A 19,672-nucleotide genomic window follows, 5' to 3' on the forward strand; every position below is an offset into this window, starting at 1 on the left:
TCTTTGGATTTTTCTATTTCTGGTGCAGTCCGCGGTTTATTCGCAGTCGGCGGCTTCTCTTAGCGGTATTGTGCGGGATAGCGATACGCGCGAACCGATGATCGGCGCGTATTTGAAATTGGCAGGTACTTCTTTGGGTGCCGTATCCGATAGGGAGGGACGTTTTCGTATCAGCGGTATTGCATCGGGGTCATACACACTCAAAGTTTCATATCTCGGCTATACAACTTACGAAAAAGAAATCACTGTAGCTGCCGGTGATCATACTAAGATGGAAATTTTGCTTAAGGCCGGCAGTATCGAATTGTCCGGTAGTGAAGTGTATGGTATGCGCGAAGGTCAAGCGAAAGCATTAAATCTTCAAAAAAATGCAGACAATCAGCAAGTTGTTACTTCGTCGGAGATTATCAAACTTTTTCCGGACCCCAATATTTCCGAGGCTTTGCAACGCATGCCGGGCGTAGCCGTACTGCGTGATCAAGGCGAAGGGCGTTATGTTTTTTTACGCGGATTAGAACCTAAATATTCGTCTGTCAAAATTAACGGTCAACCGGTGCCTTCGCCGGAGGGCGATATTCGCCAGGTTAGTTTGGATGTAATTTCTTCGAGCATGGTATCCCGTATTGAAGTTTCCAAAACGCTCACGCCGGACATGGATGCCGATGCCGTCGCCGGTGCGATCAATCTGGTTACAAAAAATGCGTTGGATTTTGATCAACAAATGTGGCAAGTGTCCGCCGGAACAGGTCGTAATATGCTTGAAGGCAAACCTCTGGCCAATTTTGATATAACCTACGGCAACCGTTTCGGGGAAGAAAAAAGGTTGGGCGTGTTTGTCAATGCGATGGGTTATTACACGCATCGCAATTCCGATGACATGGAACGCGTTTGGGGTGAACGCGCTTTCAATGGTAAAAATCACTACTTCATGAATGAATTTGAACTCAGAGACTATAATGCAATACGGAAAAGGTTAAGCTTCAATGCCGCGACCGATTATCGTTTTTCGGAAACGAGCGATATACACTTTGGGGCCGTACATAATTATTTTAGAGATGACGAGATACGTCGTCGTTTGCGAATTAAACTGAGCGAAGGTTCTGCTGCCGTTCGTGCACGACGTTTTAAATTTGTGTCGGATTCATCGGTAACTATGGATTCGGCCGTCGTAGAGAGAGAGACCAAAGATTGGGCGTTGACCCGAAGCCTTACGAGTTTTCAGATGAGTGGTCACGCACAGTGGGCAGATATGGACTGGACATACAGTGCCGCTTTATCGCGCGCAACAGAAGCGATTCCGGATCGCTTTGATTTCACCACCCGTCAGACGGATGTCAATCTTAAATACGACATGACGAACCGTCAATTTCCAAAGTTCGCGTTTCTTTCCGGCGATCCTTATGACCCGGCCCTTTTCAAACTTAAGAACTTTGAAGTGCAAGAATACGACATTACGGAATGGGATCGTATTGCTGAGCTGAATATTCGCAAGTCTTTGAGAATATTGTCGAACGGCGATTATGTCCAGTCCGGTGCAAAAGTGAGGTCCAAGGCAAAAGAACGGAATGATGAACACAATCGTGCAACGATAGCGAATCCCAATGCTCCACCATTCATGAATTTTTTTGCGGAATCGGATGAAGACATAAATTTTCTTTATTCGCGATACCGATTCGGCACGTCAGCGGATCCTTCGCTCATTCGGCGTTGGGCCGACACAGTCAACTTGCAGAATAGCGCAGCGTATTCGGCCGATAATAATTTTATTACAAACTACAAAGCGGCTGAAAAAATTGTCGCCGTTTATGGACTGTCAAAAATATATTCCGGTTCTTGGGAATTTTTAGCAGGCGTGCGTATGGAAAAAACCTACATTGATTACGACGGTATAAAGGTGGTGCAAAACGGAAACAGGATTCGATCTACACAACAAGGGTATCCTGACACACTTCATCCTGCCGGTTATCCGATCGATACGATAAGCCTAAACGGTAAACATGAATATTATCAATTGTTTCCGTCGGTCAACATAAAGTATTCGATGTCGGATAGGTTTGTTATGCGCGGTGCGATCAGTCGGGCTATTTTTAGAGCTGATTATTTTGATCTTATTCCCTACGAAGTCTTTGATTATCAAAATTTAACTATCGCAAGGGGCAATACATACCTCCGCCCCACGACTTCATGGAATTTTGATTTGTCTGCCGATTACTATTTTCAGAATGCGGGAATTATAGCCGGCGGAGTATACTATAAATATATCGATGACTTCATTTATCAACGGCAATATATTGATAGCACGAATATTCAAGACGGTGTCCCGTGGATCGTGAATCAAAAACAAAATGGTAAAGCGGCTAAACTTTTTGGCGCTGAATTTAATTGGCAGCAAACATTTACTTTTTTACCTCCCAATTTTGACGGGCTTGGCATTTATTTGAACTATGCCTATACGCATTCGCAAGCCTACTATCCGCAAAGGCCGGGTAATAAAAATACGTTGCCGGGTCAGCCTAATCATGTGGGCAATTTTGCTTTGACTTACGAGAAAAAAGGATTTGCCGCGCGCGTAGCGTGGAATTATAGCGGGCCTTATGTGTTAACGGTTTCCGATTCGGTAGATACGGATTTTGATACGTACGTGGATCGGCATTTGCAGTTGGATATTTCCGCTTCCCAGAAATTGACCAAACATATTCGTATTTACCTTGAGCTCAACAACCTGACCAATGAACCGTATCGTGAGTACGTCGGTTCCCGTAAACGGTTACGCCAGCAGGAATATTATTCGTGGTGGGGCAAATTGGGTGCGGAATATACTTTTTAATTTACGGATTCCAGTGGCTCAAAAAAAAGACTATCTGATATCTGTCAGACAGTCTTTATAGCAGATTTTCTTTTGTAATTGGCTATTCCGATTTCAACTTATCTTTAAAAACCTTCCTGAATTTTTCCAGTTTTGGTTTGATCACGTACGCGCAGTACGGCGCATTGCCGTTATCATTGAAATAATTTTGATGATAATCTTCCGCGGAATAAAATTTCTTAAACGCCGAAATTTCGGTTACGATGGGGCTTTTGAATGCGCCGGATGCATCTAATTTTTGTTTGATGTCCTCGGCGAAACGGCGCTGATCATCACTGTGATAAAAAATAGCAGAGCGATACTGCGTTCCTTCATCCGCGCCTTGACGGTTGAGCGTGGTCGGATCGTGGGTGCCGAAAAAAACTTCAAGCAATTCGACAAACGAAACGGTTTTAGGATCAAATGTCAATTGGATGACTTCCGCATGGCCGGTATTACCGTTGCAGACTTGTTGATATGTCGGGTTGTCCACATGCCCTCCGCTATAACCGGACTTGACGGACAATACACCTTTGGTTCGCTGAAATACTGCTTCCACGCACCAAAAGCAACCGGCGCCAAATGTCGCAGTATCTACCGCCGCTTGATTAGTTATCATAGGTTCCTTCCTCATGGTTGAACGTAAAATTTCGGTTGAATTATCATGTTCTTTACTGCAACCGATGATAAACAACATACTCAATAAAGAGTATAAACTCATAGATTTCCTTTCATGTTATTGCCGTGTAATACAACGGTGACAATCGTCATCTATTCCCTCATGGCGTCAAAATAACACAAAATAAAAAAGGTTTGTGATCGTCGTCACAAACCTTGAAGTGAAATTATTTATCAAATCGTTTAAGAAGACCAATCTTCCGCAGATTTGATCCATTTTTCGACCGTAAGATAAGCCGGCATGCGACCGGTGCTGATGATGTGCCCATTGATGAGCAAGCCCGGCGTCGCAAAAACGCCAAGGCGGCTGTAGTCCTGCCTCTCGGTAATGCGTTCGATCTGAGCATCCACGTGATAAGCGTGTATCGCTTCACGGCACATATCTTCGAGTTTGGTGCAGTTGATACATCCCGGTCCGGCAATCTGAATGCGCATCATGATGAGACCTCCTTCGTCTATTAAAAAATAATACGACGAATAGCATCGTGATGGCAATGCGGAGAGTCAGGATGGCGATTGACCGAAGTCAGGTGTTTTAAATTCTATTTTGAACCGATGATATCGTTGACCCAGCTCATCGCCGCCATCATACCGGGAAATCCGATGGTGGGAAGCGTAAGCATGATTACGTGACGCATTTCCTCCGGTGAAGCGCCGGCTGTAAGGGCTTTGCGCACATGCGAATGGACGGCGCCTTCTTGGCGACTGGCTGCGGAAATAGCCAATTTGATCAGTGCACGTGTTTTGGTATCCAGAGGTCCGGCATGATGCACGGCATCGCCAAGTTCCTCATACGCTTTAGCTACACGCGGATAGTCTTTGACAAAATTCTGATAATTTTTCGGGATCTGCTTTTTTTTATTCGTTTTCATGGGTACTTACTTTCAAATATGGATCACAGATTATTCACGCCATGAGTTTACTCAAAAAAAATTAATAAAAAAAGGGATGTCCCAAATTGATTTCGCAATCCGGGACATCCCTTCATAAGGGCGTTATAAAAAACTATTTATACACATAAAAAAATGTCAAACGCGCTACCACATCGGCGTCACGGGAACTGCCTTTTTTGGCCGAGAAACCGTTGATCCAAATATTGGGCATGAAGTGAACATTTTTGATCGGCATATAATCCAAACCTGCAGTAAAGAAATATTCATTGAACCCGGTTTTGGATATTTCGGTGTTTGGATTATATGAATCATAGCGTACAAATGTGTTGAGCTTTTCTTTGATCACCGGAGCAGAAGCAAATATGGAAAAACCGAACGGTTTTACATCCGTTGTGTCTGTCAATTTCTGTGTTTGCTGAATAACTTCCAAGCCGGCTGTAGCCATTTCGCTCTGATAAGCAACAAGTCCTTTTAGAGTATTACGGCTATCCACTTTGTTGTATTTTTTCGGATCGGTGATGGATCCTTCATAATCGGCATAAATTTCTGTTATAACAGATTTGATGGGTTTAACGCTTAATGATCCGATATACTTTCTGGATTTATTATTTTCCGGTTTTTGACCGTTTCCATTGACGACAGATAATGTATAGCCGAGCATTCCGTCATCAAGAAATTTTCCTCTCGCTACAATACCAATATCGGATGCGCCACCCAATCCACGATAGTCTGTAATAGTTTTTTCGATTGCTCGGTAACCCCAATATTTTTCAGATAACGACCATGTTGCTGTTGGGATCAAACCGATCGCGATGGAGTGATCTTTAATATAATCTTTCCATTCTAAGTTAGCGAGTTTGATAAAAACAGAATGGCGCCCAGGCACTTGAGCTTTTGATGTGTCTTCGGCCCACTCCATGGCTTTATCGTTTCCTTCAAGTAAAAATGTGGCGTGGAAATTAGAACTTAAATCATGTTCATAATACAGATACATACGACGTAATTGAAAAGCGCTTTTTTTTCGTAACGCCGGGTCGGAGTACTGTGTATTGCTTTGAGCTTTTGCTTTGTCGCCGCCCATCTTATAATAATAATCGCCAAATACATAACCGTGGACTTTGCCGGCGGGTTGGTCCTGTGCAATCGAGGCCGTCGCTACGCACAAGGCGAGCAGTAAAAACATTTTTTTCATCTCTTTCTTTCTCCTGATTAAATAGCAGTTGATTGAAAACTGCGGGTTCAAAATACATGCAAATTTTCGATAAAATAATTCCAATACATTACCCCGATATGATACAAATATTATGGATTTGTTAAGCTTATAATATGACAAAAATCCTATTTCAGATAAATAAATCTGAAATAAATATATGCTACTTATTAATATAAGTATAGAAAAAACAATATTATTTATATCTTTTATATAACAATTTCATAACAATTGAATAATCTTTAGAAAACAAGCCAACTATAGATTGCTGCATTATTATATCGAAACAGAAACATGAATTTAATAAACGATCAGGAGAAAGTATGAAACACATGCAGCAGTTATTAGCCTCCGCTGTTTTTGCCGGGATGATGATGCTCGGTGCGTGCGGTGATAAGAAAAAAGAAATCAAAAACGAAACGGTGGATCCTTCCAAAACAACAACAGCTGTTGCCGCTTCGACAGCCGTCAAAGTGGATGAAGGTATTGCGGCTTATGCCAAAACATCCGGTGTTTCAGGCAACGTGAATAGTATCGGTTCCGATACGATGAATAACCTCATGACGTTTTGGGCGGAAGCGTTTAAGAAATTTTATCCTAGCGTCAATGTGCAGATCGAAGGCAAGGGCTCCAGCACGGCGCCTCCGGCTTTGATCGAAGGCACGGCCCAACTTGGTCCGATGTCGCGCCCGATGAAAAAAGAAGAAGAAGATAAGTTTGAAAAAAAATACGGTTACAAACCTACAGGTATCGCAACGTCGTATGACGGCTTAGCGGTGTATGTTCACAAAGACAACCCTATCAAAGGTCTGACGCTGCAACAGGTGGATGCGATTTTTTCAAAAACACGTAAAGGCGGCGCCAAAGAAGATGTCGTGACCTGGGGTCAACTCGGCCTTGAAGGGGAATGGAAAGATAAACCGATCAGTTTGTATGGCCGTAATTCGGCTTCCGGTACTTACGGATATTTTAAAGATCATGCGCTTTTCAAAGGCGATTTCAAAGATCAAGTCAAAGAGCAGCCGGGTTCGGCTTCGGTCGTGCAAGGTGTGGGAAGCGATAAATACGCGATCGGTTACAGCGGCATCGGTTATACTACCAGCGAAGTGCGCGCCATTCCCGTGGCCAAAGATGATAAATCGGAATTTGTCGGCGAATCCTACGACAATGTGAAATCCGGAAAATATCCGCTCAGCCGTTATCTGTATGTATATGTTGCCAAACATCCCACGAAGGATATGGATCCGCTGACGAAAGAATTTTTGAAATTTATTCTTAGCAAAGAAGGTCAAGAAGTGGTAGTCAAGGACGGTTATATGCCGTTAACCGCCGATGTAGTCAAACAACAACTGGAATTAGTTGAAAAGAAAAAATAATCGCACCTAATTTTCCCGACGGAAGTCTGCCCGCATGTCAGATTTCCGTCGGTATGTTATAACCTAACCGAAAGCTCGTACTACAATGTCAAACGAAGTGTTGATGTGGATCGGTTTCAATGTGTTTGTTCTGCTCATGTTGGCGCTTGATCTCGGGATATTTCATAAAAAATCCCATTCCGTCGGCATGAAAGAAGCGCTGATTTGGAGCGGTGTGTGGATCACGCTGGCGATGGTTTTTAATATCGGCGTGTATCACTACATGGGTTCTGAAGCCGCGATGCAGTTTTTGACGGGTTACGTCATCGAAAAATCGCTGAGCGTGGATAATATTTTCGTTTTTGTACTGATTTTTTCATACTTCGCGGTGCCCGCCGAATATCAACATAAAGTGCTGTTCTGGGGCATCATCGGTGCGCTTATTATGCGCGCCATTCTGATCGCTGTCGGCGCGGCCTTGATCTCCGAATTCCATTGGATCATATACATTTTCGGAGGTTTTCTGATCATCACAGGTATCAAAATGCTTGTGCAGAAAGAAATGGAAATTCACCCGGAATCCAATCCGGTTGTACGGTTTTTTAAAAAATTCATGTCCGTAACACCGAGTTTTGAAGGCGATCGTTTTTTTGTAAAAAAAGATGCCAAAACATGGGCCACGCCGCTTTTTGTCGTGTTGTTGATTGTCGAATTCACCGATTTGATTTTTGCCGTGGATTCGATTCCCGCGATTTTTGCGATCACCACCGACCCTTTCATCGTGTACACGTCCAATGTGTTTGCGATTTTGGGTTTACGCTCGCTGTATTTCGCCCTTGCCAGTGTGATTGAAAAATTTCACTTACTCAAGCTCGGTTTGGCGTTAGTACTCATTTTTGTCGGCGTGAAAATGACCATCGTTGATTTTTACAAGATACCGGTCGTCATCGCCTTAGCGGTGGTCGCTTCTATACTTTCGGTTTCCGTAATATTGTCACTGCTGATTCCCGCAAAATCTAAAACGGAAAAATCATGAATTTTTTGAACCGGCGACATATTTATGATCGCTTAGCAAGCGGCATCATTGCCGCGGGCGGATTTGCGCTGATCGTGATCATTTTAGGTATGATGGGTTTTATCATCAAACAGGCGTTGCCGCTTTGGTCCGGCGCTGAATTGTCAACAGTGTCGGCGATCGAATTAGCCCAAGATACCAATGATAAAAGTGCAATCAAGCTGATCGGTCAGGAGGAGCAGCGCGAAATTCTATTTGCTCTCACCGATAGCGGTGCCGTGCGTTTCATGCGTACCTCTGATCAAAAAGAACTGCAAACGTTTCACATCCCATTGCATAAGGATGAACACATAATCCATGCGATGGAAGCTTTTGCATCGCATCGTATCGCCTGTGTGACGGATCAAGGTCGTATCATCGAAGCGGAGATAAAATTTTCTTCGCAGTTCACCGGTGATCATCGTTCCATCATTCCCGAACTTCATATCCTCTCCGTACGAACGTCTTCAAAAACCAAAACGCCGGTCCGTGGTATTTCCTACGCCGTAACGGCTTCGGATGCGTATGTTGCCGTGGCGAAAGAGAATACGGCTTATTACTACAAATCATCAGACACGGTGCCGTCACTCGTCGTGACCGATGCGGTGATCCGCTCAATGGCTATCAATCCATTGCGCGAAGAAATCGTATTGGGATTGGAAGACGGGCACATGGAACGTTGGGATATACGCGAAACCAATGCGCCGACGCGGATCGAATCCGTGGCGGCTACCGCTCAAAACGGAATTGCGGTGACAGCGCTGGCGTATCTGATCGGCGATATCAGTTTGATCGTCGGAGATGAAGAAGGGCGTGTCTCGGGATGGATGGAAGTCAAGCATACCGACGGCAGCAAAAATTTTGCACGCATCCGTGATTTTGATCGGCACGAATCTTCGATACAAGCCATCACGGCTTCCTGGCGCAATAAATGTTTTGTAACCGCCGATGGCCGCGGTGTATTCAAACTGTTTCATTCAACCAGCAATCGGTTGCTGGTAGAACATAAGTTATCGTACGCGCCGTCGCAGTTGAGTTATGCACCCAAGGCCGACGGGTTAGTTTTCCTGAGCGGCGAAGGCAGAGTTGAAAATTTTGCATTGCATAATCCGCATCCGGAAAGCAATTGGCAAACGCTCTTCGGCGAAGTATGGTACGAGAGTTATGATGCGCCGGGTTATACTTGGCAATCTACCGGCGGCACGGATGATTTTGAACCCAAATTCAGTCTGATACCGTTGATTTTTGGTACACTCAAGGCAACCTTGTATGCGATGCTTTTTGCGGCGCCATTGGCTATCCTGGGCGCGTTGTATACCTCGCAATTTGCTCATCCTCGCATTCGTACGATCGTCAAACCGACCGTGGAAATTATGGCGGCATTGCCTAGTGTCGTCATCGGCTTTATCGCAGGTTTATGGCTTGCGCCGTTGCTCAAAAATGTGCTGATCGAATTTATCGCCGTGATAACGCTTCTGCCATTGTTGATCATTCTGTTTGTATTGTTGTTTGATAAGCTGCCCAAAAAATGGACGAATCCGTTTCGTCACGGCTATGAAGTATTTTTGATGTTGCCTGTCTTGGCGATTTCCATTTGGATCGGCTACATGGTCGGTTATTGGATTGAAACCAACATGCTTGGCGGTGATGTGCAAAACTGGCTTTATCAAACGCTCGGTATCCGCTACGATCAACGTAATTCGATCATTATCGGCATAGCGATGGCGTTTGCGGTGATGCCGATTATTTTTACGATTACCGAAGATGCACTCTCCAGCGTACCTAAACATTTGACCAGCGCTTCATTGGCATTGGGTGCGACGCGTTGGCAGACGGCGATCAAAGTGGTGTTACCCGCGGCCAGTGCGGCCATTTTTTCCGCCGTGATGATCGGTTTTGGTCGTGCGGTCGGTGAAACGATGATCGTACTCATGGCGACCGGCAATACCCCCATTATGGACTGGAGCATTTTTAACGGGATGCGTACGCTTTCCGCCAATATCGCCGTTGAAATCCCAGAAGCGCCTGAGGGTGGAACACTGTACCGCGTACTCTTTTTATCCGGTTTGTTGTTATTTGTGATCACGTTTGTGGTCAATACGCTGGCGGAAATAGTGCGTCAGCGTTTGCGAAAAAAATATGCATCCATGTAACGGAATAATGACGTGAAAAATCTTTTTAAAAGCGGCGATATTTTTTTGTGGTTCACCGGTGCCGTACTCGGTATGATCATGTTTCTCGTTGCGGGCTTGCTGCTCATCGTAAGCTTGCAAGGTGTGGGCGTTTTTTGGCCGGGCAGTGTGGCGGAAGTCGAACTCAAAGATGGACGACGTTTTGCCGGCGAAATCATGCAGGAGGAAAATATCCCGCTGACCAATGTGCCGGATGCATATAAAGAAGAAGTGCAAACGCGCATTCAAATCAAAACCGGTAATCGCGATATTTATGGGTTGGATTTCAAATGGCTAAACACATACGATATCGCGTCATTGCAGTATCCGGATGACTTCGTAATTATCGAACGGCGTGAATTCGGTAATTTCTACGGACGCGTGGCTTCGATTTCAGAAAACGGAACAATCATCGCCAGCGGAGCACAGGCGACCGAAACGTTGGATCAGTTTCTCCGCAAAGCCTTGGACGTGCATGATGAACAACTGCACCTCGAAAAAGGGGAAGGCGGTCGCATCAACCGGGCGATCGAGGATACGCGACTTGAAATCAAACGTCTGAAATTTTATAAAGAAGATACGCCGGAATTATTGTCGTCGCTTGAGGCGGAGATTCATCGTTTGCAAGAAGCGTATCAGGGCATTCAAAAACAATTGGAAACGTTGCATCTGAAAACGAGCGGCATGTATGTCAGCGTGATCACTACCGACGGTCAAACCCGCGATTTACCGGTGTCCAAAATCGTGCGTTTTTATCAACCCAATACGATGAATACGTTTGAGAAATCCGGTTTTTATATAAGCAAAATATTTGAGTATCTGACGGATGAACCGCGCGAGTCGAATACGGAAGGCGGCGTTTTCCCGGCTATATTCGGTACGGTGTTGATGGTGTTTTTGATGAATCTGGTCGTAGTTCCATTTGGCGTCGTGGCCGCGCTGTACCTGCGCGAATACGCGAAACAGGGAATCGCTGTACGATTGATTCGCATCGCGGTCAATAATCTTGCGGGCGTACCGTCGATCGTTTTCGGAATTTTCGGATTAGGTTTTTTTGTGTACTTCTGCGGCGGCACGATAGATCAACTTTTTTATCCGGATCGCCTTCCGACGCCGACATGGGGCACCGGCGGTATTTTGTGGGCATCGCTGACACTTTCTTTATTGACGGTGCCGGTCGTGATCGTTGCAACGGAAGAAGCCCTGACTACCGTTCCTAAAGGCGTACGGGATGCGTCGCTGGCGCTGGGTGCGACAAAGTGGCAAACCACATGGCGCGTGGTCATACCGGCTTCTACACCGGGTATTTTGACGGGTGTGATTTTGGCTATGGCGCGCGGTGCAGGCGAAGTGGCGCCGCTGATGATCACGGGTGTCGTTAAGCTGGCTCCCAATCTGCCGTTGGACGGATCGTTTCCCTTCTTTCATTTGGATCGCAAATTCATGCATCTCGGATTTCATATTTACGACGTGGGTTTCCAATCGCCCAATGTAGAAGCGGCCAAACCCATGGTGTTTATGACGGCGTTGCTTTTGATCACGATAGTGCTTTTGCTCAATCTGACGGCGATCATCGTGCGTGCGCGTTTACGAAAAAAATATCAAGGTTCGGCATTTTAATGTATATTCATAAAGAGAACACTATGGACATTCGTATCAGTATGGACAATTCCGCGCCGGGTGAATCAACACCGGAGCAAGTTTCACATCGTGTGAAAATCGTTTCGCGCGATATCAATATGTATTACGGCGCACACCATGCGCTCAAAAACATTTCGGTGGATATTCATGCCAACGAAGTCACCGCGTTGATCGGTCCGTCGGGTTGCGGTAAATCAACATACCTGCGCTTATTTAACCGGATGAACGATCTGATCGAAAACGTACGTATCGACGGTCAGATTCTCATGGAAGGGCAAAACATCTATGATAAAGATACGGACGTGGTGGAGCTTCGAAAAAAAGTCGGCATGATTTTTCAGAAGTCCAATCCGTTTCCTAAATCCATCTATGAAAATGTGGCATACGGTCCGCGCGTCAATGGTGAAAATAACAAAACCAAATTAGACGGCATCGTCGAACGGTGTTTACGAAAGTCGGCCTTGTGGGACGAAGTAAAAGATCGTCTTCACGCTTCGGCGTACGGATTGTCCGGCGGTCAACAGCAACGTTTATGTATAGCCCGTGCGTTGGCCGTGGATCCCGAAGTCTTATTGATGGATGAACCATGTTCCGCTCTGGATCCGATCGCCACACAAAAAATCGAAGATCTTATCGAAGAATTGAAGCGTGATTATACCATCGTCATCGTCACGCACAATATGCAACAAGCGGCCCGCGTGTCGGATAAAACGGCATTTATGTGGATGGGCGAGTTGATCGAATTTAACGCCACTAAAAAAATATTTACCTCGCCGGAGAAAAAAATGACCGAAGATTATATCACGGGTCGCTTCGGATAGAAAGACATAAACCTAACCATGAAAAGTTTTGAGAATAAAGGATTATAATACATGAAAGCTCAGTTTACGGAACAGCTCGGCCAACTTGAAAAACTTGTTATCGAAATGGGCAGCGTCGTTGAATCGCAGGTCAATAACGTCGTGACCGCGCTGCTGACGCACAATTCGGAATTAGCCCAGACCGTGATCAAACAGGACGAAACAGTCGATGCGTTGGAAATGCAAATTGACGAAGCCGTGCTTAATCTGCTTGCTTTGCATCAGCCTGTAGCGATGGATTTACGCGACATCATCGGTATTTCTAAGATCAACGGTGATCTTGAACGTATCGGCGATCATGCGCTCAATATCGCGCAGTCCGTGCTGGTGATCAATGAACGCAATTACCGCGGCATCCACGCACAGATATCCAAAATGGCCGATATTACGCGGGAAATGCTCAAAGATGCGATTGACAGTTTTATTCACAAAGACGCCGATCAGGCTATCGCGGTATGCCGACGTGATGATACGATTGACGATATCAATAAGTTCATGTTTGCGGATGTATTGGCCGGAATGATCAAAGACCCGCAGAGTATTCCGATTTCGATGGAGATCATTCGCATCAGTAAAAATTTCGAACGCATGGCTGATCTTTGTACCAATATTGCCGAGGACGTTGTGTTTATTCGTAATGCGAAGTCTATCAAACATCAGAAAGAACTACTACAACCAAAGTAAAGCGTATGTCTAAAAAACCAAAAACCATCCTGTGCGTTGACGACGAACACGATATCCTGGATATTCTAACGTACAATCTCAAAAAAGAAGGATACCAGGTATATACCGCGGACAATGGCGATAAAGCGATCACCATGGCGGAGAAAATTCGACCCGATATGGTTTTACTGGACATCATGATGCCGGGCAAAGACGGATTGGAAGTGTGTAAAGCGCTGAGAGCGAATCCGCACCTTAAAGATGCGCACGTTATTTTTCTGACCGCCAAAGCCGATGAAGTGGATGAAATCATCGGGCTTGAATTTGGTGCCGATGACTATGTAACCAAACCATTCAGCCCTCGCAAAATCGTAGCCCGCGTGAAAGCGCTGTTTCGCCGTGTCGAAGTCCAAAAAGAACTTACGGACGACAAAAAAAGCATCATTAAAATCGGCGGTATCGAAATCAACCGGATCAACTATACCGTACAAGTGGACGGCCAGGAAGTAAAATTTCTCCACAAAGAATTTGAATTGTTGTATTTTCTGATGAATCGGCCCAATATGGTGTTTTCCAGAAACAATCTTCTTTATCATGTGTGGGGCGAAGATGCATTTTTTGTGGATCGCACCGTGGATGTCCATATAACAAAAATTAGAAAAAAATTAGGCCCGTACGGCGATTGGATCGAAACCATTCGCGGTGTGGGTTATAAATTCATACAAAACGCCTGATCATGAAAAAAATCAGTTCGCAGATTTCATATGCGACGATCGCACTTTTCCTGGTAGGAATCGTAGCCCTTCTTTTCGTTGTAGATAATCTTCTTCGCAAAAATCTCCAACACGAACTGATCGAAAACCTTAAAGTTCATTGCTTACTGATTGATGAACTATTGCCGGTACAGCCGGATTCGCTGGAGCGGGAAATCCCTATGTATTCGCGTATGGCCGGCGTGCGTATCACCGTGATGGATATCCAGGGTCGTGTATGGGCTGATTTTGACGGTACGCGTTTTACACGCACCATCGAAAATCACATCATGCGTCCCGAGATACAAATGGCGCTGAGCGATGTGGCGGGATTCGGTTATGCGATACGGCATTCCGGTACCGTGGATCAGGATTTGGTTTATACGGTGTATAAGTCGCCTAAACAGCGTTTTGTGCGCGTCGCTCAAAATCAATCGTTCATTGACGGCATTACATCACAAGTCCGATTTACGTTTTATTTGGCGTCCGTATTGGTCGTCGGATTGATGCTGTTTCTTACCGTTCGTATAGCCAAACGCATCACGCGTCCTTTGACTGAGATCATACAGGCTTCGTCGGAAATCAAATCCGGAAATTATGATAAAGAGATCATTGTCCGTGAAGACAATGAACTCGGCGAATTGGGTCGTACACTCAATGCCATGTCGGCCAAATTGAAAGACGATATCAAACAGCTCAATAAAGTACAGGAAATCAGAAAAGATTTTGTGGCCAATGCTTCGCATGAATTGCGCACTCCGATCAGTTCGGTACGCGGGTATATCGAAACATTGCTGGACGGTGCGTATCATGACGAAGAAGTGAGCAAAAAATTTCTTGAACGCGCGCATTCTAATATTTTGCGTCTTGAAAATATCGTCAATGATATGCTGGACCTTTCCCGTTTGGAGTCCCGCGATCAATCGCTGAGTCTGCGCTATTTTAATGTCGAACAAAGTCTGCGTAATATTGTTGCTGATTTTGAAGAGGTGGCACGGCGTAAAAATCTGGATTTGGCATGTACGGTCAATTTGCCCTCGGATTTCAAATTTATCGCGGACCCGTATCAGTTTGATAAGGCCGTATTGAATCTCGTAGAAAACGCCGTCAAATATACGGAAAAAGGGCGCGTGGATGTGCGCGCAAAGTTTGAGAATAAGAAACTAGTGGTCGAAGTTGAGGATACCGGCAACGGTATCAAACAAGAAGATACGGAGCGTATTTTCGAACGTTTTTATCGTGTGGACCGTGGTCGTTCACGGGAACAAGGCGGGAGCGGTCTGGGGCTTGCTATTGTCAAACATGTTATGGAAATTCATAAGGGAACTGTACGTCTCGAAAGTGAAGTCGGGAAAGGTTCCCGCTTTATTCTCACTTTTCCTGTGTGAGTCGTATGAAATCAATACAATTACTCTCGCAGCTTGAGCTTACCTGCATCAAACCCGATGACCATCAAAAACGATTTCAGATCATGGATGGAGCCGACGTGGTCGGTGAGCTGAGCTATGCCAAATCGGCGGGCACACTTGCCCGCGCCGAGTCCGGCGATGCGATTTGGACGTTCAAACGATGCGGTCTTTGGAAGCCGTACATCTCAATCCGTAAAGAGGGCACGCACACCAATCTGGCGCGCATCGTTCTCGGTTGGCACAATGTGCTGATGTCGGAGCCGCCACTCCGGCGCGTACATTTTCGCAATTCGAGCTTTTGGCACAACGAATGGTCGTGGGTGACCGATGAAGATGAAACGATCATGAAATTCAAACCGACGCATGATCATCATATGCGCGGGAAAATTGTGATTCATGAAAAATTTCGTCAGGACGGATGGCTCATGATGATGGCATTGCTGGGCTGGTATATGCTGGTTTCGCTTGAAGATGAAGCCGGCGATACGATGGTCGTGATGTCCTGATTCAGTTGGGTGCGTCGGTGATTTTGCCGCCTTCGACACGGATAATGCGTTTGGGAAGCGCCTTCACGATGTTATAATCGTGGGTGGCCATAACGATGGCTGTGCCTTCCGCGTTTATTTTGGTCAGCAGCTGCATGATCTCCATCGAAGTATCCGGATCAAGATTACCGGTCGGTTCGTCAGCGAGGATCACCATCGGTTCGTTGACAAGTGCGCGTGCGATGACGACGCGCTGTTGTTCGCCGCCGGATAATTCGTACGGCATGCTGTTCTTTTTGGTGGAAAGCCCTACTTGGGCCAGTGCACGCATCACTTTTTTCGGAATTTCGCTTTTGGGCGTCTCCGTGACGAGCAACGTAAACGCTATATTATCGTAAACCGAACGATCCCGTAATAACCGAAAATCCTGAAATACAATACCCAGCTGTCGGCGCAGGTAAGGGATTTCCTTTTTTTTGACATTCGATGATTCAAATTCACCGATGCGCACCTGACCTTCTTCAGGTATGATATCCATATATAATAATTTAAGCAGTGTGCTTTTGCCGGCACCGCTAGGTCCCAACAAATATACGAACTCACCCGGAGCGATGCGTAGCGAAGCGTTTTCCAAGCTGGTGCGATTGCGATAACGTACGGTTACGTTTGAAAGTTCGATCATCGGTTACTCCGCGTCTTTTACGACAAACGCTTTGGGAAACGTTTTTTTCAATTCATCGGCTTTCGCGCGGTCCTCAAACCCGCCGATCCATACCTTGTACATACCGTCGGTATGGGAAATTTTAGAGCGTACTGATTGTTTGGATTCGGCTTCCGTTTTTGCTTTTTGCGCTGCCGCTTCAGTAGAAAAAGATCCGATTTGAAGCCAGAAAAGTTCTTTACCGGAAATCTTCGGCGTAGCCATATCTTTCATTTCATGGATCCACGCATCGGGATAACCGTTTTGTATTAGTTTCTGTTTGGCGGCATCGGCTTCTTCCCGTGTCATAAAATCGCCGACCCAGACGCGCCACTTGCCGTCGGTTTTGTCATCCAAAACATACACGGCTTTTTTCCATGTGGTATCGGCGGAGAGCGATGTATAATTTTTCTGTGCGTTGGAGGGACTGCCTGCAAACACCTGTACGCGGAAACGCGCCTGGATCGTGGGCTCGTAAGTTTTATAAGTGATCGAATCGGGCGCAGGCGTCATCGGGCTTACCGTATCCGGGGGAGTGATCATATCATTGGGTAGTTTTTCATCGGCCAAAAAATCTAATTTTTCTGATTTATTTTTTTCCGACGTCTCAAGCGCTTTGGCAAAGTCGGCATCGGATTTAGCCGCAGGCTGCGTGGTTTTACAAGAAACTACCGTAAGCACAGCCGCAATGGTCACAATCATCAAACGCATACATTTTCTCCGATAGGTGTATTAAAACAAATTACTTTTTTCGCGCAAATAGCTGTATGAATATATACCCGTATCATGTCCGTCCGACCAGGTAAAACGCAGAGCATAGCGCCCGACTTCCTGCACGTCCGACATCGTAATATCCGCAAATTGCTCCGGATACAGTGGGTTGGCTTCTCCGCCGTGTTTGGTCGTGTCACAATTGGCGCAGGGGCATGCTGCGCGCAGATAGGCGTACGGTAACTCGCTGAGTTTTCCGTCGGCCCATTGGATCGTGACTAATTTTTTACCGCGGTCTATCGTGACGTCCGTAGCGGTTTCGTGATTCAGCATAATGATTTCAAAAAATTTATGGTTTCGTTTTGTACTATCGTTTTATCAAAATCCAACGTGGCTAAATGATACGTGTTTTCGAGAACAACTTTTTTCTTTTGGGTCGAAGCGACGCGGCGATAAATCATGTCCTGGTTGCGAAAATCAAACGTATGATCTTCACGTCCGTGTATCGTAAGCAACGGGCAAGCTACATTGCCGATCTCGGCCCGCAGCGATTTCAACAGTTTGAGCAACTCATGAATACTGGCATACGGCATGCGTGTGTAATGCACTTCCGTTTGTTTGACGCGTTCATCTTTGACATCCGGCCCGTACAATTTTGGTTTGTGTTTTATGAAATGTTTGACTAACGGCACCAACCCAATGCCGGTATTATAGATTTTTAATCCCGATGCGATGGTAACTACACCGTCTACAGCACGGTTTCGCGCCGCGAGCAATAAAGCGAGGCATCCGCCCATAGATTGTCCGGCGATAAAAACTTTGTTGTAATTTTTTTTCATTTCTAAAAAAGCAATATTAACCGCTTCATACCATTCCGACCAATAACGTGTAGCGAGGTCGTCGGGTGTAGTACCGTGTCCCGGAAGCAGTATGCCGCGTGCATCCATGCCGTTTTCATAAATTCTCTTTCCGAGTTCGCGCATCGAGTGGCAACTGGAAGTGAAACCGTGGACTAATAGTACGGCGTTACGTGCCGGGGTTTCCGAAGTGTAAAAGAACGGTTCGGCGCCGGGCATGAGCTCCGGGGTCATATCACTTAAACGCCGCGAGGCGCTGCATAATACCGCTGATATCAAAGCCGTCAGTAGTGCCTTCATTGGCCAATTTATCAATGAGTTGCGCCATACCAAGGACGGCAACATTCACGTTTTCGATCATATCGGGCGTCAGGAGTGGTTTCCCGTCTTTGACGACTTTGAATCCGTCTTCCAGCGCACGCCCGATCTCTTCGATAGGGGTCAGACCGAGCATACGTGCTGCGCCTTTCATGCTGTGGGAAGTGCGGTGAAGCTGCTCAATCGCTGCAGGATTGGAAGGGTTCGCAGCAATTTCTTTCATCTTATCGTTAAGTATCTGAAGATTTTCGGCGCTCTCGGCTTTGAAAACGGCCATAATCTCCATCATTTCTTCTTTGGAAAATTCCATACACACCTCGGAATGTTTCAGGTCGGTGAATGTAGGCGATTTCTCTAAAAACTTCAATTTGTTTTCCGCACGAATAATTCCTTTAGCCTTTGCTCTTTTTTTATGACATTGGTGAATACAACGGAGCACACGATGGAAATTGTTTTAGCAACAAGTAATCCCAAAAAAGTAAAAGAAATGAATGCTATTATGAGCGGGATGCAAGTCCGGTTCAGACGGCTGAATGAATTTTCTGATGTACCGGAAATCATTGAGGACGGATTGACGTTTAAGGCCAATGCATTAAAAAAAGCGCACGTGATATTTGAGCATACGGGGATAATGGCGCTCGCGGATGACTCGGGTATCGAAGTGGATGCGCTGGGCGGAAAACCCGGTGTTTTTTCGGCACGGTATGCCGGCCCGTCACAAGACGATCGTGCTAATCTGGAAAAATTGTTACGGGATACAGAGCATGTGCCGGATGAAAAGCGTACCGCGCGCTTTCATTGCGTCATCGCGCTGGTGTGGGGTCAAGCCGGTAATGCGATGGAAAAAACATTTCACGGTGTGATGGAAGGCGCGCTTCTGCGTGCGCCGCGCGGAACACATGGTTTTGGCTATGATCCTATTTTTATGGTGCCTCAATACGATGGAAAAGCCGCCGCGGAATTAGATCCTGATCTTAAAAATAAAATCAGTCATCGCGGTCGAGCGTTGGAACAGTTTAAAACATTTTTTGAAAAAGAATTTTCTATACGATGAAAAATAACCTTTTTAA

General features: G+C 45.7%; 20 protein-coding genes. 11 read left to right on the forward strand and 9 right to left on the reverse strand.

Annotated elements, in window-relative coordinates:
- Nucleotides 1-22: 22 nt before the first annotated feature.
- Nucleotides 23-2,827, forward strand: a complete 2,805-nt coding sequence (locus HUU58_08870; GenBank protein NUN45782.1) for a TonB-dependent receptor — start codon at nt 23-25, stop codon at nt 2,825-2,827.
- Between the two features lie 82 nt (nt 2,828-2,909).
- Here the strand turns inward: HUU58_08870 and msrA are convergent, their stop codons facing one another.
- The 4 genes from msrA to HUU58_08890 form a co-directional block, all read right to left on the reverse strand.
- The gene (gene msrA, locus HUU58_08875; protein NUN45783.1) at nt 2,910-3,566 is read right to left on the reverse strand and encodes a peptide-methionine (S)-S-oxide reductase MsrA; all 657 of its coding nucleotides are present in this window, start codon (nt 3,564-3,566) and stop codon (nt 2,910-2,912) included.
- 140 nt (nt 3,567-3,706) lie between these two features.
- Nucleotides 3,707-3,961, reverse strand: coding sequence for a thioredoxin family protein (locus HUU58_08880; GenBank protein NUN45784.1), 255 nt, complete (start codon nt 3,959-3,961; stop codon nt 3,707-3,709).
- A gap of 104 nt (nt 3,962-4,065) precedes the next feature.
- Complete coding sequence (locus tag HUU58_08885; GenBank protein NUN45785.1) at nt 4,066-4,395, reverse strand: carboxymuconolactone decarboxylase family protein; 330 nt, start codon at nt 4,393-4,395, stop codon at nt 4,066-4,068.
- Between the two features lie 133 nt (nt 4,396-4,528).
- The gene (locus tag HUU58_08890) at nt 4,529-5,608 is read right to left on the reverse strand and encodes a hypothetical protein (protein ID NUN45786.1); all 1,080 of its coding nucleotides are present in this window, start codon (nt 5,606-5,608) and stop codon (nt 4,529-4,531) included.
- Between the two features lie 350 nt (nt 5,609-5,958).
- Between HUU58_08890 and HUU58_08895 the strand changes: the two genes are divergently transcribed.
- From HUU58_08895 to HUU58_08935, 9 genes are all read left to right on the forward strand, one after another.
- Nucleotides 5,959-7,002 carry a phosphate ABC transporter substrate-binding protein gene (locus HUU58_08895; GenBank protein NUN45787.1) on the forward strand — a complete coding sequence of 348 codons (1,044 nt, stop codon included), beginning with the start codon at nt 5,959-5,961 and terminating at the stop codon, nt 7,000-7,002.
- An 85-nt stretch (nt 7,003-7,087) separates the two neighbouring features.
- On the forward strand, nt 7,088-8,017 hold the full coding sequence (locus HUU58_08900; GenBank protein NUN45788.1) for a TerC family protein: 930 nt from the start codon (nt 7,088-7,090) through the stop codon (nt 8,015-8,017).
- Nucleotides 8,014-10,188: an ABC transporter permease subunit gene (locus HUU58_08905; protein ID NUN45789.1), complete on the forward strand. Its 2,175-nt coding sequence runs from the start codon at nt 8,014-8,016 to the stop codon at nt 10,186-10,188. The genes HUU58_08900 and HUU58_08905 overlap by 4 nt, the downstream gene beginning before the upstream one ends.
- A gap of 12 nt (nt 10,189-10,200) precedes the next feature.
- On the forward strand, nt 10,201-11,826 hold the full coding sequence (gene pstA, locus HUU58_08910) for a phosphate ABC transporter permease PstA (protein NUN45790.1): 1,626 nt from the start codon (nt 10,201-10,203) through the stop codon (nt 11,824-11,826).
- Nucleotides 11,826-12,668: a phosphate ABC transporter ATP-binding protein gene (locus HUU58_08915; GenBank protein NUN45791.1), complete on the forward strand. Its 843-nt coding sequence runs from the start codon at nt 11,826-11,828 to the stop codon at nt 12,666-12,668. Before pstA ends, HUU58_08915 begins: the two co-directional genes overlap by 1 nt.
- A gap of 51 nt (nt 12,669-12,719) precedes the next feature.
- Complete coding sequence (gene phoU, locus HUU58_08920; GenBank protein NUN45792.1) at nt 12,720-13,391, forward strand: phosphate signaling complex protein PhoU; 672 nt, start codon at nt 12,720-12,722, stop codon at nt 13,389-13,391.
- Between the two features lie 5 nt (nt 13,392-13,396).
- Nucleotides 13,397-14,104: a response regulator gene (locus HUU58_08925; protein ID NUN45793.1), complete on the forward strand. Its 708-nt coding sequence runs from the start codon at nt 13,397-13,399 to the stop codon at nt 14,102-14,104.
- A gap of 2 nt (nt 14,105-14,106) precedes the next feature.
- The gene (locus HUU58_08930; GenBank protein NUN45794.1) at nt 14,107-15,510 is read left to right on the forward strand and encodes a HAMP domain-containing protein; all 1,404 of its coding nucleotides are present in this window, start codon (nt 14,107-14,109) and stop codon (nt 15,508-15,510) included.
- Between the two features lie 5 nt (nt 15,511-15,515).
- Nucleotides 15,516-16,037, forward strand: a complete 522-nt coding sequence (locus HUU58_08935) for a hypothetical protein (GenBank protein ID NUN45795.1) — start codon at nt 15,516-15,518, stop codon at nt 16,035-16,037.
- Between the two features lies 1 nt (nt 16,038).
- Here the strand turns inward: HUU58_08935 and ftsE are convergent, their stop codons facing one another.
- The 5 genes from ftsE to HUU58_08960 are packed head-to-tail and all read right to left on the reverse strand — an operon-like array spanning nt 16,039 to nt 18,912.
- Nucleotides 16,039-16,698: a cell division ATP-binding protein FtsE gene (gene ftsE / locus HUU58_08940; GenBank protein NUN45796.1), complete on the reverse strand. Its 660-nt coding sequence runs from the start codon at nt 16,696-16,698 to the stop codon at nt 16,039-16,041.
- Nucleotides 16,699-16,701: 3 nt separating this feature from the next.
- Nucleotides 16,702-17,427, reverse strand: coding sequence for an SPOR domain-containing protein (locus HUU58_08945; GenBank protein NUN45797.1), 726 nt, complete (start codon nt 17,425-17,427; stop codon nt 16,702-16,704).
- A 21-nt stretch (nt 17,428-17,448) separates the two neighbouring features.
- The gene (locus HUU58_08950) at nt 17,449-17,760 is read right to left on the reverse strand and encodes a DUF971 domain-containing protein (protein NUN45798.1); all 312 of its coding nucleotides are present in this window, start codon (nt 17,758-17,760) and stop codon (nt 17,449-17,451) included.
- The gene (locus HUU58_08955; GenBank protein NUN45799.1) at nt 17,754-18,518 is read right to left on the reverse strand and encodes an alpha/beta fold hydrolase; all 765 of its coding nucleotides are present in this window, start codon (nt 18,516-18,518) and stop codon (nt 17,754-17,756) included. Before HUU58_08955 ends, HUU58_08950 begins: the two co-directional genes overlap by 7 nt.
- A 1-nt stretch (nt 18,519) precedes the next feature.
- On the reverse strand, nt 18,520-18,912 hold the full coding sequence (locus HUU58_08960; protein NUN45800.1) for an Hpt domain-containing protein: 393 nt from the start codon (nt 18,910-18,912) through the stop codon (nt 18,520-18,522).
- 132 nt (nt 18,913-19,044) lie between these two features.
- Between HUU58_08960 and HUU58_08965 the strand changes: the two genes are divergently transcribed.
- Nucleotides 19,045-19,656 (forward strand): XTP/dITP diphosphatase, encoded by a 612-nt coding sequence (locus tag HUU58_08965; protein ID NUN45801.1) that lies wholly within the window; start codon nt 19,045-19,047, stop codon nt 19,654-19,656.
- The last annotated feature ends 16 nt before the right edge of the window (nt 19,657-19,672 follow it).

Source organism: bacterium, assembly GCA_013360215.1.
Lineage (GTDB): Bacteria > CLD3 > CLD3 > SB21 > SB21 > JABWCP01.

Coding starts and splice junctions, on each gene's coding strand:
- msrA (NUN45783.1), bottom strand. CDS start 3,566: ATGAGTTTATACTCTTTATTGAGTATGTTGTTTATCATCGGTTGCAGT.
- HUU58_08880 (NUN45784.1), bottom strand. CDS start 3,961: ATGATGCGCATTCAGATTGCCGGACCGGGATGTATCAACTGCACCAAA.
- HUU58_08885 (NUN45785.1), bottom strand. CDS start 4,395: ATGAAAACGAATAAAAAAAAGCAGATCCCGAAAAATTATCAGAATTTT.
- HUU58_08890 (NUN45786.1), bottom strand. CDS start 5,608: ATGAAAAAAATGTTTTTACTGCTCGCCTTGTGCGTAGCGACGGCCTCG.
- HUU58_08895 (NUN45787.1), top strand. CDS start 5,959: ATGCAGCAGTTATTAGCCTCCGCTGTTTTTGCCGGGATGATGATGCTC.
- HUU58_08900 (NUN45788.1), top strand. CDS start 7,088: ATGTCAAACGAAGTGTTGATGTGGATCGGTTTCAATGTGTTTGTTCTG.
- HUU58_08905 (NUN45789.1), top strand. CDS start 8,014: ATGAATTTTTTGAACCGGCGACATATTTATGATCGCTTAGCAAGCGGC.
- HUU58_08915 (NUN45791.1), top strand. CDS start 11,826: ATGTATATTCATAAAGAGAACACTATGGACATTCGTATCAGTATGGAC.
- phoU (NUN45792.1), top strand. CDS start 12,720: ATGAAAGCTCAGTTTACGGAACAGCTCGGCCAACTTGAAAAACTTGTT.
- HUU58_08925 (NUN45793.1), top strand. CDS start 13,397: ATGTCTAAAAAACCAAAAACCATCCTGTGCGTTGACGACGAACACGAT.
- HUU58_08930 (NUN45794.1), top strand. CDS start 14,107: ATGAAAAAAATCAGTTCGCAGATTTCATATGCGACGATCGCACTTTTC.
- HUU58_08935 (NUN45795.1), top strand. CDS start 15,516: ATGAAATCAATACAATTACTCTCGCAGCTTGAGCTTACCTGCATCAAA.
- ftsE (NUN45796.1), bottom strand. CDS start 16,698: ATGATCGAACTTTCAAACGTAACCGTACGTTATCGCAATCGCACCAGC.
- HUU58_08945 (NUN45797.1), bottom strand. CDS start 17,427: ATGCGTTTGATGATTGTGACCATTGCGGCTGTGCTTACGGTAGTTTCT.
- HUU58_08950 (NUN45798.1), bottom strand. CDS start 17,760: ATGCTGAATCACGAAACCGCTACGGACGTCACGATAGACCGCGGTAAA.
- HUU58_08955 (NUN45799.1), bottom strand. CDS start 18,518: ATGACCCCGGAGCTCATGCCCGGCGCCGAACCGTTCTTTTACACTTCG.
- HUU58_08960 (NUN45800.1), bottom strand. CDS start 18,912: ATGGAATTTTCCAAAGAAGAAATGATGGAGATTATGGCCGTTTTCAAA.
- HUU58_08965 (NUN45801.1), top strand. CDS start 19,045: ATGGAAATTGTTTTAGCAACAAGTAATCCCAAAAAAGTAAAAGAAATG.